At 58.1% G+C, this 14463-nt stretch carries 12 protein-coding genes and 2 pseudogenes; 11 read left to right on the top strand and 3 right to left on the bottom strand.

Annotated features, from left to right (window positions below; all coding sequences use genetic code 11):
- Positions 1 to 591: 591 nt before the first annotated feature.
- A pseudogene (locus AC0V8S_RS36890) lies at positions 592 to 941 on the bottom strand (radical SAM protein); the annotation flags it as partial.
- Between the two features lie 620 nt (positions 942 to 1561).
- On the opposite strand from AC0V8S_RS36890, the gene AC0V8S_RS36885 reads away from it, so the two are divergent.
- The 3 genes and pseudogenes from AC0V8S_RS36885 (at position 1562) to AC0V8S_RS36875 (ending at position 4315) form a co-directional block, all read left to right on the top strand.
- Positions 1562 to 2251: a response regulator gene (locus AC0V8S_RS36885; protein WP_183455245.1), complete on the top strand. Its 690-nt coding sequence runs from the start codon at positions 1562 to 1564 to the stop codon at positions 2249 to 2251.
- A 27-nt stretch (positions 2252 to 2278) separates the two neighbouring features.
- Positions 2279 to 3741, top strand: a pseudogene (locus tag AC0V8S_RS36880) (type II and III secretion system protein family protein).
- Positions 3742 to 3751: 10 nt separating this feature from the next.
- The gene (locus AC0V8S_RS36875) at positions 3752 to 4315 is read left to right on the top strand and encodes a CpaD family pilus assembly lipoprotein (RefSeq protein ID WP_258598530.1); all 564 of its coding nucleotides are present in this window, start codon (positions 3752 to 3754) and stop codon (positions 4313 to 4315) included.
- An 851-nt stretch (positions 4316 to 5166) separates the two neighbouring features.
- Here AC0V8S_RS36875 and AC0V8S_RS36870 read toward each other — a convergent pair.
- Together AC0V8S_RS36870 and AC0V8S_RS36865 are read right to left on the bottom strand one after the other, a co-directional pair.
- The gene (locus AC0V8S_RS36870) at positions 5167 to 7005 is read right to left on the bottom strand and encodes an HrpF/NolX family T3SS translocon protein (protein ID WP_475439115.1); all 1839 of its coding nucleotides are present in this window, start codon (positions 7003 to 7005) and stop codon (positions 5167 to 5169) included.
- Between the two features lie 292 nt (positions 7006 to 7297).
- Positions 7298 to 8002: a secretin N-terminal domain-containing protein gene (locus AC0V8S_RS36865; protein WP_475439114.1), complete on the bottom strand. Its 705-nt coding sequence runs from the start codon at positions 8000 to 8002 to the stop codon at positions 7298 to 7300.
- Positions 8003 to 8136: 134 nt separating this feature from the next.
- Here AC0V8S_RS36865 and AC0V8S_RS36860 point away from each other — a divergent pair, with 134 nt between their 5' ends.
- The 8 genes from AC0V8S_RS36860 to sctR all read left to right on the top strand — a co-directional run bounded on the left by AC0V8S_RS36860 (position 8137) and on the right by sctR (position 14451).
- Positions 8137 to 8682 (top strand): nodulation protein NolB, encoded by a 546-nt coding sequence (locus tag AC0V8S_RS36860; protein WP_475439113.1) that lies wholly within the window; start codon positions 8137 to 8139, stop codon positions 8680 to 8682.
- Positions 8683 to 8691: 9 nt separating this feature from the next.
- Entirely contained in the window at positions 8692 to 9558 is an 867-nt protein-coding gene (sctJ, locus tag AC0V8S_RS36855) for a type III secretion system inner membrane ring lipoprotein SctJ (protein ID WP_475439112.1), read from the top strand.
- Positions 9559 to 9570: 12 nt separating this feature from the next.
- Positions 9571 to 10203 (top strand): nodulation protein NolU, encoded by a 633-nt coding sequence (locus tag AC0V8S_RS36850; RefSeq protein ID WP_475439111.1) that lies wholly within the window; start codon positions 9571 to 9573, stop codon positions 10201 to 10203.
- Positions 10200 to 10823 (top strand): type III secretion system stator protein SctL, encoded by a 624-nt coding sequence (gene sctL, locus AC0V8S_RS36845; RefSeq protein ID WP_183455251.1) that lies wholly within the window; start codon positions 10200 to 10202, stop codon positions 10821 to 10823. Before AC0V8S_RS36850 ends, sctL begins: the two co-directional genes overlap by 4 nt.
- On the top strand, positions 10820 to 12178 hold the full coding sequence (sctN, locus tag AC0V8S_RS36840; protein WP_475439110.1) for a type III secretion system ATPase SctN: 1359 nt from the start codon (positions 10820 to 10822) through the stop codon (positions 12176 to 12178). Before sctL ends, sctN begins: the two co-directional genes overlap by 4 nt.
- A complete protein-coding gene (locus AC0V8S_RS36835; RefSeq protein WP_475439109.1) occupies positions 12154 to 12690 on the top strand; it encodes a hypothetical protein in 537 nt (178 codons plus the stop codon). Before sctN ends, AC0V8S_RS36835 begins: the two co-directional genes overlap by 25 nt.
- Before the next feature lie 260 nt (positions 12691 to 12950).
- A complete protein-coding gene (gene sctQ, locus AC0V8S_RS36830) occupies positions 12951 to 13793 on the top strand; it encodes a type III secretion system cytoplasmic ring protein SctQ (RefSeq protein WP_475439108.1) in 843 nt (280 codons plus the stop codon).
- The gene (sctR, locus tag AC0V8S_RS36825) at positions 13786 to 14451 is read left to right on the top strand and encodes a type III secretion system export apparatus subunit SctR (protein WP_475439107.1); all 666 of its coding nucleotides are present in this window, start codon (positions 13786 to 13788) and stop codon (positions 14449 to 14451) included. The genes sctQ and sctR overlap by 8 nt, the downstream gene beginning before the upstream one ends.
- Positions 14452 to 14463: the final 12 nt, after the last annotated feature.

Here is a 14463-nt window from a genome sequence, read left to right as displayed (position 1 = left end):
TGCGCAGCACAGCGCGCCGTAGGAGACAATCGGTTGGCCAGAGAAGCCGCTCGCGCATTCCAGCGCATCGCCCATAATCAGACGGTAACGACACAGCCGAGGTCCTGTTCGTGCCAGTGAACGATGCCAGTGCTACGGATCTTAGTCGCCGCGGCAGCCATAGCGCCAGGCGGCGCCCGCCTTGCTGCGAGCTCTGCTGCAGGCTTGTCATTGTATCCCCCGTTTGAGTCGCAATGATAAGCAACCGGCCTTTCCCGGTCGCTGCGGTCTACGAGCAGCAGCCATCTTGGGGAAGGTAATGAGGAAGGCGCCGTTCTATCATTGTCTCTCGTGCGAATGATTGACGACCAGGTTGTGGAGGTTCAGCAGGTCTGGCTGCCTGCTCTGCAATCGCCGAACCAGCGCCCGCGTGCCGGCCACCACAAAGAGGCCGCAATCACGAGCGTTCCGCTGCTGGGCCATGCGGGGCCACCCGCCTGATGGGCCGTCGAAACATACAGTTTCCGCGGCCAAAGCGGAACGCGCAAAGACACAGGGGGGGCGCAGCGGCAAGGATGACAGTTATCAGCAGGGGACGGTAACTGTTGCAGACCTCACCACTACATGGATAGCCAAGAACTCCGCTGGCCCGATGAGGGTCGGCGTTCCGCCGCCGAAATGGACGTCGCTCACGGGCAGCGGCTGCGGTGTTTGCTCCGAGGCCAAACGGGTCTCGTCACGCACCACCGCCGCATCTTGGCGGGTGATGGTGGTAGGGAAGCCGCAATACCAGCACACCGATCGGCAGAACGGAATGTGGAGATAGAGCGACACTGAGCCGGCAGGTCCCTCAGCCATTCACCATGAGCCCTGGCACTGACCGCCGCGGAGAACTCTGGCACAGTCGAATAGATGGTGTACCAAGGCAGGCGGGCCTCTCGATATTTGGTCAGAACGGTCACCGAGGTCGCCTTGAAACCACCCGGTTTCTCCGCGCTCAGATGGGGCGGCAGCCTGGTCAGTGATCGCCGCTCTCGACGCTCTGATGACCCGAGCGCAAGCTCCCGGCCGCGGCACGAGCATCAGCCTCTGGCCGCGGCGTTTCACCCTAGACGGGCTTGATCGGGCCCGCCCTTCGGTGCGAACACATCATGCCACCGGCAGGGCAGCGTGCGACTCGCCGCGCCTGGCTGAAATGCGAATGCATCCATTATGTGTATACCTACAATCCGAACATTCGATTGTTCAAGTCACTTCTCGAAAGCTAACCCTTCGTAGCCACGGAATCATGGGGTTCTCGAGGGCGACCTCGGCCTAACGAATGCAGGGGCCGCACGTAGGTGGACGATGCGCAGAGAAATTGCAGGCGGAGTTGTGGCATTTTGGGTTGACCAAGCGGCATTTCGGCCCGTCAACTCGTCTTCACATGTTCCGTCCCCGCCTATTGCAGGAGTGCGGCTTGCACGCTCCTGCGATTACCCGTCGGAGAGAGGGTTACGAATACTGCGACGAGTTGCGCGACGTCTGCTGTCGCACCATCCCATAGCGGTCGGTCACCTGTCCTACCTTGATAGGAGATGAAATGCGAACGCTGCTCGTTGACCATCATGCGGATCTTACGCGCGCCGTGCGAGTTGCGCTCGGCGATAGCGGTTTCGCCGTTGACGTCGTTGGTACACTGGAACAGGCGTCGAGTGCATTTTGTTGCGCGAGCTATGAAATTCTTCTGCTGGAATTGGTTCTGCCGGATGGCGATGGTCTGGATTGGCTGAGGCAGCTAAGGAGCGACGGACATTCAGTTCCTGCCGTCGTGATGAGCAACATCGACCATCTTGAGCAGCGAATTGCGGTTTTCAATGGTGGCGCGGACGACTTTCTGGTCAAGCCGGTGTTTACTGACGAACTCATCGCCAGAATGCGAGCTGTTCTGCGCCGGTCGACACAGATGACCGACCCGATCATCGTATTTGGCAATCTCCACTTCGATCCGATCGGCCGTCAGGTTTCCGTTGCTGGTCATCCGCTGATGGCCGCACGCCGTGAACTATGTATTCTAGAGCATCTGCTCAACCGTGCAGGCCGCATCGTGCCGCGTGCGCACTTGGAAGATCACCTCTATTCGTTCAACGATGAAGTATCTGCCAACGCGCTTGAAGTCGGAATCTATCGCTTGCGCGGACATCTCAATAGGTCAGGTGCAACGCCACGGATCAAGACCGTGCGTGGCATTGGTTACATTCTCGAATGTCCGACTAGCGCGACATCCGCATAGTTGGTCGAATTGAAAGAAAAGACTGCCTTGAAAATCATTCCAACTGGTCATGCGGGCACTGATCCGCGGCCGCCGCTCATCGTCGGCCCGAGACCTATTGTTTCGCGCTACTTGAGCCATGTCCTCTGCGCGCTCACTTTGTTTTCTCCTCTTCCCGCCGCTGCCCAGAACAAGCAGGTTCAAGCGGCACCGCGTGCCGCTTCCAACAGCATCAACGCCACGCTGAACCTTTCCTCTTCGCTCGGCAAGACAGTTCATTTGCCCGCGGCAGCCGCGACTATCTTTGTTGCCGACCCGGCGATCGCCGATTATCAGGCACCCTCAAGTACAACCATCTTCGTATTTGGCAAGAAATCCGGGCAAACGAGCCTATTCGCCCTGGACGAAAACGGCGAGGCTCTCGCTGAGTTTCGTATCGTCGTCACGCAACCGATCGGGGAACTGCGCGCCATGTTGAGGGACCAGGTCGGCGACTATCCGATCCGAGTCAGCTATACGCCGCGCGGTGCCATCTTAAGCGGTACAGCGCCCGATGCCGAGACCGTCGACACGGCGAAAAGAGTTACTGAGCAATTTCTCGGGGACGGTGCGCAGGTCGTCAATAACATCAAGGTCGCTGGATCCTTGCAGGTTAACCTCAGTGTCCGCGTAGCGGAGGTCTCCCGTAGCGCGATGAAGGCACTCGGCATTAACCTGTCCGCCTTCGGTCAAGTCGGCAATTTCAAAGTGGGTTTATTAAGCGGCAAAGGTGCTGGCGCTGGTGCGGCGAATGGGGGCGGTACAGCAGAAATCGGATTCGACAATGGTGCTGTGAACGTCGGCGCGGTTCTCGATGCGCTCGCCGAGGAGCACATCGCTTCCGTGTTGGCCGAGCCAAACCTCACCGCTATGTCAGGTGAAACTGCCAGCTTCCTGGCCGGTGGCGAATTTCCCATCCCTGTCTTGCAGGAAAAGGGGCAAGTCTCGGTTGAATTCCGTCACTTCGGCGTCAGCCTAGAATTCGTGCCAACCGTTCTCAACAACGACCAAATCAATATTCGCGTAAAGCCGGAAGTCAGCGAACTATCGTCTCAAGGGGCTGTTCAAATCAACGGCATCTCCGTGCCGGCAATTTCCACCCGCCGCGCCGACACGGTCGTCGAACTCGCCAGCGGGCAGAGCTTCGCGATTGGTGGCCTCATCAGGCGGAGCGTCAACACTGATATCAGTGTTTTTCCTTGGCTGGGCGAGTTGCCGGTCCTTGGCGCCCTGTTTCGTTCGTCCTCATTTCAAAAGCAAGAGACGGAACTGGTTATTCTGGTGACGCCTTACATCGTGAGGCCAGGATCGAACCCCAACCAGATGAGCGCACCGACGGACCGGATGGGGGCGCCTTTGGACCAGGGGGCCACTCTGACGAATTCGTTGGCAAGTCCGCTAGGAGACCAGCGCCCTAGTCCCGCACTGGTGCGTCAGGCGCCAAGGGCGGCCTCGGCTTTATCATTGAATAGCGGTCTACGAATGACGTTGCGGATCATAAGTCTGGTGATCACTCTGACGGTAAGCGTAAGTGGCTGCACAAGCACCGCGCCGATTGTCGAGCCATTGGCACCGATCCTTATCGGGCAGGAGACCACCGTACTAACGTTACACAGCCTTCGCGCTTCCGAACGGCGGCGTTTGCGCGTTTTCCTTGAAACGGCAAGTCACGGCCGGCGCGATGCCCTTCACCTCCTTATCAGCGGGGCGTTCGGGCTCAGCGCAGAGGCCGTCCATGAGGCCAGGCAGATGGGCATCGGCGCCTACAACATCCATTTGCTCGACCAAACCAACGGCGGCGCAGTGCGAATAGAGGCGATTGTCTATCGTGCCCGCCCTCCTGTCTGTCCTTCGTATTCCGGCCCTTTACTCAATGACAAGTCCTTCGACCAGACGCTTGGCTGTTCGATACGCCATAACCTGGCGGCAATGGTCAGCGATCCGCGCGATTTGCTCGACAACAAGGCTGTCAAACCAAGCGATGGTGATCGTGCGGCTGTACCAGTAGCCAGATACAGGACCTTCGCGAAGGACAAAGACGGCTGATGTCAAGTCGCCTCGTCTCTACCTGGTACACCCCGGCAGCTGCTCCAGCACCTAACGCGCGGACCCATCGGATTTGGCGCACGATCATCGCCTCATCGAGGTCGTTGACCTGCGACGATCCAGATGGATAATAGCTGCTCCCTCACCACACTAGGGCGCACTTGAGTGGACGCTGCAGGCTCGCGACTTTCCTTGGTGAGACAGCCGTTACTGTCACGCTGATGGTGTGAACGGAGTTGAGAGGATCCGCTCCAAGGCACCTTTTGAGGGCAAGACGATGGCATGCGCACTGAGCGGACCCTTTGTTGGCGTTTTAAGCTTCGCGTACCTGAAGTGCCACCGCTTGGATCAATGGCCAGGCGCCCAAATATTGGCCGGTTCGTGTCGAACAAGATGGCGCGGCGCCGCGCTCCAGGCGGCGAGTGTTGCGGGGCCGGCGGTGCCCCATGGCCGCCGGAGGATCACTTTCTTCAGCGGGCGCTGCGCGCCTCAGCTTGATGGCGCCGTGCGTCGGCGCGACCGAGCTGGCTGGCGCCACGCTTAATTTTCTGCCGCAATCGAGAACGCGTCGTCAAACCCAAGTCGCATTGGGCCTTGATGATCGCTCTGCTTTGGCGCGCACAATCCCCTCTGCCGGGTTCTTTTGTCGAGCTCTCCTTCTCACCCGCCCGGTGTGACACCACTTCAAAGGCGCAGGTCAGCCGGATCAAGCCGGACCTGCTCTAGACACTTTGGAATAGATGGCGATCTTCCAGGCGCGCCGGTCAGATCGATAGCGCCGCGGCAGCAAAGTTTACGCGGCCGCTGATTGGCAGGATGGGGGATCGCGCCGAGGAAGCGCAATCCGTTTATCAGGCCACGTTCTGAGATAATTGCGGCGTGCCGATCGGGCTAGGAATACCTGCGGCGGGGATCGGTTCCGCATTCAGGCGTGCCTGCAGATTGTTCAAATACTCTTCTGCATAGGTTTGCGCCGTTGAAAGCGGCAGATTGATGCCGGCCGTCGCAGCCTCTTCCAATGCCTTCCTGATGAGCCCGTTGCGAATCGCGAGTTTGACCTGGGGGCCGGCGACAAGACTGACCGCCTGCGCTGCGACACCGAGGCCAGCTTCTAGCAGCGCCTGCTTCATATTGCCTCCGGTAATAGCTGTACGGACAACATTTAACGCTTGCGCCTCGCACGCAAGCGCCATCGATGCGAGATCGGCCACTTGGCCCACGGCCGGAATGAAGCTGAGTAGACCAACCGCCGTCGCAGTCCAATCAACCACTGTCGAGTACACCTTGAGCACGTCGCCGACTGTGTGGATGAAGGCCCCGCCGTTCTTTTTGGAAGACTTGATATCGGGCTGGTCCGCCGCACCCATCATCATGTCCGCGACGGCCTCCTGCTCTGCAGCGGCTTCAGGCACATGGGTTTTCGTTTTCTGAACGGTGCTGTTCGCAACAGACATGTTGTCATGGAATTGCGCGAAGTCTTTTTTGCTGATGTTACCGGAATCGACCGTATGCCCGCCGCCGAAGTCGAAGAACTCATTGTGGGGCTTATAGCCCGTAATTGAATTATTCAGCAAACCGAACAAAAGCGGATCGGAGAGTAACTGCGAGGCCGTTTGGCGTACCTTCGGATCGAGGCTCTTGTCGTCTGCCATGCTCGCCAGCTTGTCACGAGTTAGGTCACCGCTCCCAAAGAAGGCGCGCTGATTGCTGTTAATCATCTTGAGCGTGTTCAGCTCGGTTTGCGTGAGGCTCATTGACGATGTAGCGGCTTTGAGGAACTCGTCTTTATGGACCGTATCTGAACCACCGCACAGCTGCTTCCAGGCATCCGGGTGATTTAGGAAGTGTTGAGCAGCCGCAATGACCTGAGGCGGACATTTGCCGGTTTTCGCTTGGCCGTCGACGATCCGCTTGAAATCAGCCAGGCTTAGATCCTTAGGCAGGTCGTCGGAGTACCGGTAAAGCTCGCGCAATGCATCGCTCAAGGTCATGACCGAGGGCTGAGCATTTCCGGCGCTGTCGGATGGAATGTAGTTCTGCTGGTAGCTTTGCGCCTGCCGGTCCTGAAATTCGGCAACTTGTGAGTGATGGTGGGAAAATCCAGACAAATCCTTCGCCGTGATCTTGCCTCCACAGCGACCATCGCCCTGCGATCCGATCGCGTAAAAGAGTTCGGGATCCTGCTGCAGTCCTTCGATCGCCGCTTTCAGATCCGGCGGCGTAGAGGGATCATTGGCTTTATCGCCAAGCGACTCCCAACTGAGTGGACATTGGTCCTTGTGACGGTTCAGCACTGCCACGATCTGCAACTCGGCCTTGGTTAGCGAGCCGCCGTTCCACGTGATTCTCGAGCTTGGCACGGGAGCCGGCGATATGAAATCGGAGGCGATCGCAGGAGGCTGCGGGGCCTGATCCATCGATTCGATTGCCGCCTTCATATGCGACGGCAGCAGGTCCAATGGGTGCTGCCGCAAATCTTCCAACGTCGATTCGACATCCGGCGCCAGCGGACCCCGGAGCGCGCCAGGATTGGTCATGTCTCCGAGCAAGTAGGTGGACAGCATTGCCTCGAAGGACGATGCGCTTTGCTGAGTCTGCAATACCGCGGCAGAAGGCTTCAGGCCCGACCAGGCCTGTACGGGCTGTGGGAGATTCGAGGTGATGGATGATGAAAGGTTGCTGGCCGACATTGTGCATCCTCAGACGTGACGTTGAAATCCCAACAAAGGCCTCATGTAAGCCAATGTTTCACGAACGTTCCGAGCGTTGGCCGGTCGCCAAAATGGCCCCTAGCAGTGCCTTTAATTGCTCCGCTCGTTGTTAGCCCCAAGGTCAATTCCAGCCAAAAGCCAGCGACATGGGGCTTCCGATTCCCATCATGAGCGGCTTAGCTTTCGAGAAACTGACGAATTTCAGAAGAATTCACAATCAGGAGCGGCCGACGTGATGATTTCTCCAGAAGCTGCGGCGTCTCCTTAGATGTCATCTCTGGCTCAGCTCAGGCTTCCCTGCAACGCTATCCGGTTGCGGCACGTCAGAAGAATAAGAGACTTCCGGTTGTCCGTTACGGACGACCGTGGTGGAGGAACCCCGAAACAATATCAGTACCGATTCCCTTGGCGGCGTCTCAGCGACGTGAGGCTGCGCCTGCGCCTCGGCCACTAGGCCGTTGAACGTCTGATCCACGAGCGCGATGAAGCGCGGTGGACCGGAAACCAGGACGAGGCCATTTCCGGGCGTGGGTCTCACTACATAGCGGTCATCGGAGATGCCAAGCCTATCGAGGGCGCCGTTGAAGGCATCGAAACGAACCGAAGTGAGCACAAGCATCCGAGTTTGGGCTTCTTTTGCAGCGGACACATAGAGCACAAGCCCATCATAGTACCATTGGAGATGGTACAGGTTGGTCAAGCGGTCCAGGAACTCGCGCGGTGGCAAATCCGGCATACGCCCGCGAATCCGCCCCTTCACCTCGGTGCTGATATTGACCCTGATGTTCAGGTTGTTGCCGAATTCCTGCAACGCGGCAGTGAGATCCTGGTCTAGAACCGTATACCTATAGGGTGTCGAGGGAAGCGATAGGGGGGCGCCGACAGTTGTTTGGATGCCGGCGGAGAGAAAAAACCCGACACAGAGAAGTCTTTTCAAGCTGTGCAGGATGGTGGATCGTATGAGCGTTCTTGGCATCTCGCCCTGATAAACCAAAGGATGGAATTTTCACAAGTCACCAAAGTCGTCAAAGTGACTTTAAATGACCAACCGACGCTCCCGTCAGCTTGTCGTCAGCTCGCCTCCCTAAGGGATTGACTCAACAGCGGGTGATGAACCGGCTGGACTCGTCACACGTTAAAGAGAAGCAATCGAGTCCTTGTATGATGATGCCTGTCACGTCGATCCCTGCCAGTGTTACTGACAGTCTCTCCAGGGTTGGCTCACCGTCATTCGGCGAGCAGGCCCAGTTTGACCACGCTCTAGCCCAGGCGGCTGCCTCGATGAAGAACGATACCGCTGCGGCGGCGCCTGTTCCTCCGCCCTTGGATGTTCAACGCGCGACTGCGCAGACAAGTCCACTGGGACACCGCGTAATGCAGGCGATTTCTTCGATGCACGGGGACAATGCAGTTACTTCTGCCGCGCCCGACCATCAGGTAGCCCTAACGAAGGGCGCTCTACCGGGTGCGGCTGAGAGGCTTCCGGTCGAAGGTGGGGCAACGGGGACGTCGGACGTTCCGCGAGCAGGGGGTGACTTCGAAGCGATGGTTGCTGGTCTGCGGGATCTCTACAACGGCGTCACCCAGGTTGCGCTTGTTTCCAAAGGTGTCAGCGGCATCACCTCATCGGTGAACAAACTAATAAAAGAAGGATGAACGGCGCGAATGATTGGCTTAGCCCATGGCGAAATCATGCGTAGTCGCCCGTCTGGTCGGCGATCGCTTCATTTTGTCGTGCTGCCACTTCTCTTCGCCTTGAGTGGTTGCAAGGTCGATCTCTACGCGCAATTGCAGGAGCGCGAGGCGAATGAGATGCTCGCGCTTCTGATAGACAACGGAGTTGACGCGGTCCGGGTTGCCGCTAAGGACGGGACCAGCACGATCCAGGTTGACGAAAAGCGGCTTGCCTTCTCAATCAACCTCTTGAATGCCAAGGGGCTGCCGCGCCAGTCTTTCAAGAACATCGGCGAGATATTCCAAGGATCAGGACTGATTGCCTCGCCGACCGAGGAGCGCGCCCGTTACGTTTATGCTCTGAGCGAAGAGTTGTCGCGCACGATCAGCGATATTGATGGCGTCTTCTCAGTACGTGTTCATGTCGTTCTGCCGAATAACGACCTGTTACGAGCGGGCGGCACGCCATCCTCGGCCTCGGTCTTTATCCGGCACGACGCCAAAGCAAATATTTCCGTTCTGCTGCCGAAAATAAAGATGCTCGTCGCCGACAGCATCGAAGGCTTGTCCTACGAAAAGGTCGAAGTGGTTTTGGTGCCAGTGGAACGGTCCGTACATGAGCAACCCTCCGTACCGGCGACTGCGTTGGCCCAAGCGTCTAAATCCTTTCCTGCGCCACTTCTGGCGATCGTGATGGGTGTTGCCGCAGCTGTATTCGCTGTGGCGTGCTATCTCTTAGCAAGTGTTCTTCGGCATCGGCGCAGACAATCATCGGGCGAATTATCCAAGATCGGGGGCCGCTCGGGTGTTTCCGTTGTCGAGGCCATTCGAAAAAAAATCATTGGCCGTGCGGCATAGGTGATATTCTCAATGCCCATTTCGATGCAGACTAGCGATCGCGATCATTCGTCGCAATTACGTTCCGTGTACTGGAGCAAGCTTGCTGCTTCGGCCCATCCGACTCGTATTGCCGCCTGTCTGGATCCGACGTTATCGGCTGCGACAGTGGTGCTGCTGCAGACCTGTGCCAGGCTGCAGCCAAAATTGGCAGAATTGCTGCTTGACAATGACACGGATTCGAACGGATGCGGCTGGGGGCCGGATCTTCTGCAGGGGCATGACCCGCGTCGGGCTGCCCTCTTTGCGGGCAGTGTTTGGCATGCTCGTTCGCTGCTGAAGCTTGTTTCACAACGTCACCTCACGGTGCTAGTTGAACATATCGGCGCTGATGCGCACGCTTTTGGCATCCGACATCTGGCGTATGCGATCACAGGCAGTTTGATCGCTGATCCGAAAAAACTCGCGCTCCAAATTGAACACGATGGACATGCCTGCCTTGGTGCTTGGCTCGATCAGAGTCCAGTGCTTGAGCGTAACCGCGTGCTTCTACGGTTGCCCCTCGGGACAGCCGCCGAGAATCCAGCGCCCGAGCACGGCAATGCCTCAGGCCAGTTGTTTTCGCTCGTGCTAGCCCATTTTGAGACGGAGATCCCGGCGCTATGACAGCCGATGTTTCCGCGGCGCCCGTCGCACCGCAAATGCGCCCAGTTGGGCCACTGATACCGGCAAGTGAGCTCGAAATCTGGCAGTGCGCCGCAGAAGCGCGCGCTGCGGCAGAACGGCATCAGCAGCGGGTTCGCAGTTGGGCACGCGCCGCTTATCAGCGTGAGCGGGCGCGCGGCCAAATCGAGGGTTTGAATGCAGGCGCGGAGGAATTGGCACGGCTGATTGCGGGGACAGTCTCCGAAGTGGCGCAACGAAAGGCGGTTCTGGAGCAGGAACTGCCACAGCTCGTGATGGAGGTCCTAAGCGATATTCTGGGCGCTTTCGACCCGGGTGAGCTGTTGGTGAGGGCTGTTCGTCACGCCATTGAGCGCAAATACAGCGGCGCGGAAGTTTGCCTTCATGTATGCCCCATGCAAGTCGATATGCTCGCGCGCGAGTTTGCTGGATGCGACGGAAGGGAGGGTCGGCCGAGGGTTCGGATCGATCCGGATCCGACGTTGTCGCTTCAACAGTGCGTGCTGTGGAGCGAGTATGGCAATGTCGATCTGGGACTTGACGCACAGATGCGCGCGCTGCGTCTCGGCTTCGGGTTGCTGTCTGAGGAAGGCGAACCGTGACCACACCGGTACCAGAGCATAGTAATTTCGCTGGCATCCGGGCTCCCGATCCGGCGATCTCGTCTTTGAGGTCTGCAGCAAAGCAAATCGACACGCGTGTGGTGCGCGGACGGATCACACGGGCTATCGGTACACTGGTCCATGCTGTCTTGCCGGACACTCGTATTGGGGAAATTTGTCTCCTACAGGATCCGCGAACCGGCCTGTCGCTGGAAGCCGAGGTGATCGGCCTGTTGGATGATGGGGTGTTGCTTACGCCGATCGGCGACTTGGTCGGCCTGTCCAGCCGCACAGAAGTCGTGGCCACCGGACGAATGCGTGAAGTGCCAGTCGGCCCCGATTTGCTCGGCCGCGTGATTGACAGCCGTTGCCGTCCACTTGACGGCAAAGGCGAAGTTAAAACGGCCGAAACTCGTCCGCTGCGCGGCAGGGCACCCAATCCGATGACAAGGCGCATTGTTGAGCGGCCATTCCCGCTCGGAGTCCGTGCCCTGGATGGTCTCCTGACATGCGGCGAGGGCCAGCGAATCGGGATCTATGGCGAGCCTGGTTGTGGCAAGTCGACGTTATTGTCGCAGATCGTAAAAGGTGCCGCCGCTGACGTTGTCATTGTCGCCCTCATAGGCGAACGCGGACGTGAAGTTCGTGAATTCATCGAGCGGCATCTTGGGGAGGCCGGCCTGCGCCGTACGGTCGTTGTCGTTGAAACGTCCGACCGCTCAGCAGTGGAGCGGGCGCAATGTGCTCCTATGGCGACTGCGCTCGCCGAATATTTTCGCGAACAGGGACTACGCGTCGCTCTGATGATGGACTCGCTGACGCGCTTCTGCCGCGCCATGCGAGAAATAGGCCTCGCTGCTGGTGAGCCGCCGACCCGACGGGGCTTTCCTCCTTCCGTGTTTGGCATGCTGCCAGGCCTGCTGGAGCGGGCCGGCATGGGTGAGCGCGGCTCGATCACGGCCTTCTACACTGTGCTTGTCGAAGGTGATGGCACAGGTGATCCAATCGCCGAGGAATCGCGCGGCATTCTCGATGGCCATGTCGTCCTCTCACGCGCTATCGCGGCGCGATCGCATTTCCCCGCTATCGATGTGCTGCAGAGTCGCAGCCGCGTGATGGATGCGGTCGTTTCTGGGACACATCGCAAGGCAGCATCCTTCTTCCGCGATCTCCTGTCGCGCTATGCCGAGAACGAGTTTTTGATCAATGTCGGCGAATACAAGCAAGGCGGCGACCCCCTAACTGACCGGGCTGTCGCGTCGATTGGCGAGCTGAGGGAATTTTTGTGCCAGACCGAAGGCGAGGCGTCGCATTTCGAGGAGACGGTCGCATGGATGTCGCGTCTGACCGCGTGAATCGTGTTCAGGCCTCGAGGTTACGGCTCCTGAAGGAAATGCAAGAGCGTGGTGCCCGTAGGGAGCTGTCCAGGAAGGAAACCGAGCGCCATATGGCCACCTTAGCCGTACACAATGCCTCGCAGGGGCTTGCAATCGCACAGCAACATTGCGCTTCGGCCGAAGCAGCGCTCTACCAAGAGCTGATGACGCTCGACAGCTTGTCCAGCGCAGCACTCGACCGTCACGACCTTTGTATTGACCGGCTTGCGGCTGAGATCGCTTTCAAACGCCAGATGCTTGATGATGCACGCCTTGCTCAAGAAAAGGCCGAGATAGCGGCATCTGAGAAGAGGGAGCTATGGGTCAGATGTTCGGCGGCAACGCACAAATGGCAACAAATCGACGATGACGTCAGGCGCGCCGTCGATATTCAGTCGGATGTCGCAGGCGAGATAGAGGCCGACGATGAAATGTTGCTTCGGTATGGGAGGGTTTCTCTCGCCCAGATGTCGCGCAACCAGATCCGATAACCGCAGGTTCTGTGAATGACGCGCTCGTGCAGTTTAGAGCCGCTTTGGTAACCACTGTGGTCAGACCCGCTATACTCGAACCAGCGCTAACACTGTCCCACGAGGTCGCCTCGTGGCTCAATGATATAGCGACTTCCCGCACGCCGTTTCAGAGCCGGATCGGCGACAAGTCGCTATCGCTGCGGATGGGCGGAGTTGTGTGGCAGCAGGAACCTACTGCCATTCCGATGCTTGACTGCATTTGGCGGGTGGGAGGTGAAATGGTCGTCTTGTCGCTGTCCCGACCGCTTGTAGAGGCGCTCGTCTCGACAGTGCAGAGTGACCTTGCTTTCCCTTCCGAGCCAACTGCTTCGCTCATTCTCGAACTTGCACTCGAGCCGCTGATAGCTCGCCTGGAGCATAGGACACAGCGGAGCGTGCACCTCCTTTGCGTGCGTGAAGCCATGACACCGGCACCTTATCTCGATCTGGATATCGTCTTCGGTCCCGTCAGTGGCAAGGGTCGTCTGTGCCTGTTCTCGCCTCTTGATGGCTTGGTGCCGACTGCGTTCCGCGCTTTGGGCGGACTGATTGGGCAGTTGCCGCGACAGCCGCGCGGGCTTTCCACAGAGCTTCCGGTCATAGTTGCAGGAGAGATCGGCACGCTTCGCGTTCCGGCGGCGCTTCTTCGAAGAGCATGTGCCGGTGATGCTCTGATACCAGACATAGCGCCGTTCGGCCGTGGCCAGATCACCCTATCAGTGGGTCAGTTATGGACCGAGGCAGATCATGAGGGCGACCACCTAATCCTGCGGGCGCCTTTCCGCCCGCGATCGTGCCCGTTGGAGAATGCGCATATGAAACAACCCGAATCTCAACTAGGGCCGTCGGAAGCCGATCTCGACGAAATCGAGATCGTGCTTGTCTTTGAATGCGGCCGCTGGCCTATCCCTCTAGGAGAATTGAGGAGTGCCGGCGAAGGGCATGTTTTCGAACTTGGTCGGCCGATCGATGGTCCAGTCGACATAGTTGCTAATGGTCGGCGTATCGGGCGTGGCGACATTGTGCGCATCGGAGATGAGCTGGGCATCAGACTCTGCGGCAGATTGGCATGCAATGACTGAGATTCAGCCGGCCGTCCTGACGCTTCTTGCGGTTACCGCCGGACTTGGGCTGCTGGTTTTAGCAGTCGCCACGACCACGGCGTTCGTAAAGGTATCGGTTGTTCTATTCCTCGTCCGCAATGCGCTCGGGACCCAGACGATACCACCGAACGTGGTACTATACGCCGCGGCATTGATCCTCACCATGTTCGTTAGCGCGCCTGTTATTGAACAGACCTATGATCGCCTCACAGATCCGAAACTGCGTTATCAGACGATCGATGACTGGATAAGCGCCGCCCACGAAGGAAGTGAACCCTTGCGCGATCATCTCAAGAAGTTCACGAACGAAGAGCAGCGGCGATTTTTCCTTTCCTCGACTGAAAAAGTCTGGCCAGAGGAAATGCGCGCCAAAGCCACACCTGATGATTTTGCCATTCTCGTACCATCTTTTCTAATTTCAGAACTCAAGCGTGCATTCGAAATCGGCTTTCTACTTTATCTGCCCTTTATCGTCATCGATCTTATCGTAACGACAATCTTGATGGCGATGGGCATGTCAATGGTATCCCCGACGGTTATATCTGTACCTTTCAAACTATTTTTGTTTGTCGCTATTGATGGCTGGTCGAGATTGATGCACGGACTTGTGTTGAGTTACACGATACCGGGAGGTTAACTATCACTGAAT

Source organism: Mesorhizobium oxytropidicola, assembly GCF_056174625.1.
This window is presented reverse-complemented; position numbering and strand designations above follow the sequence as displayed.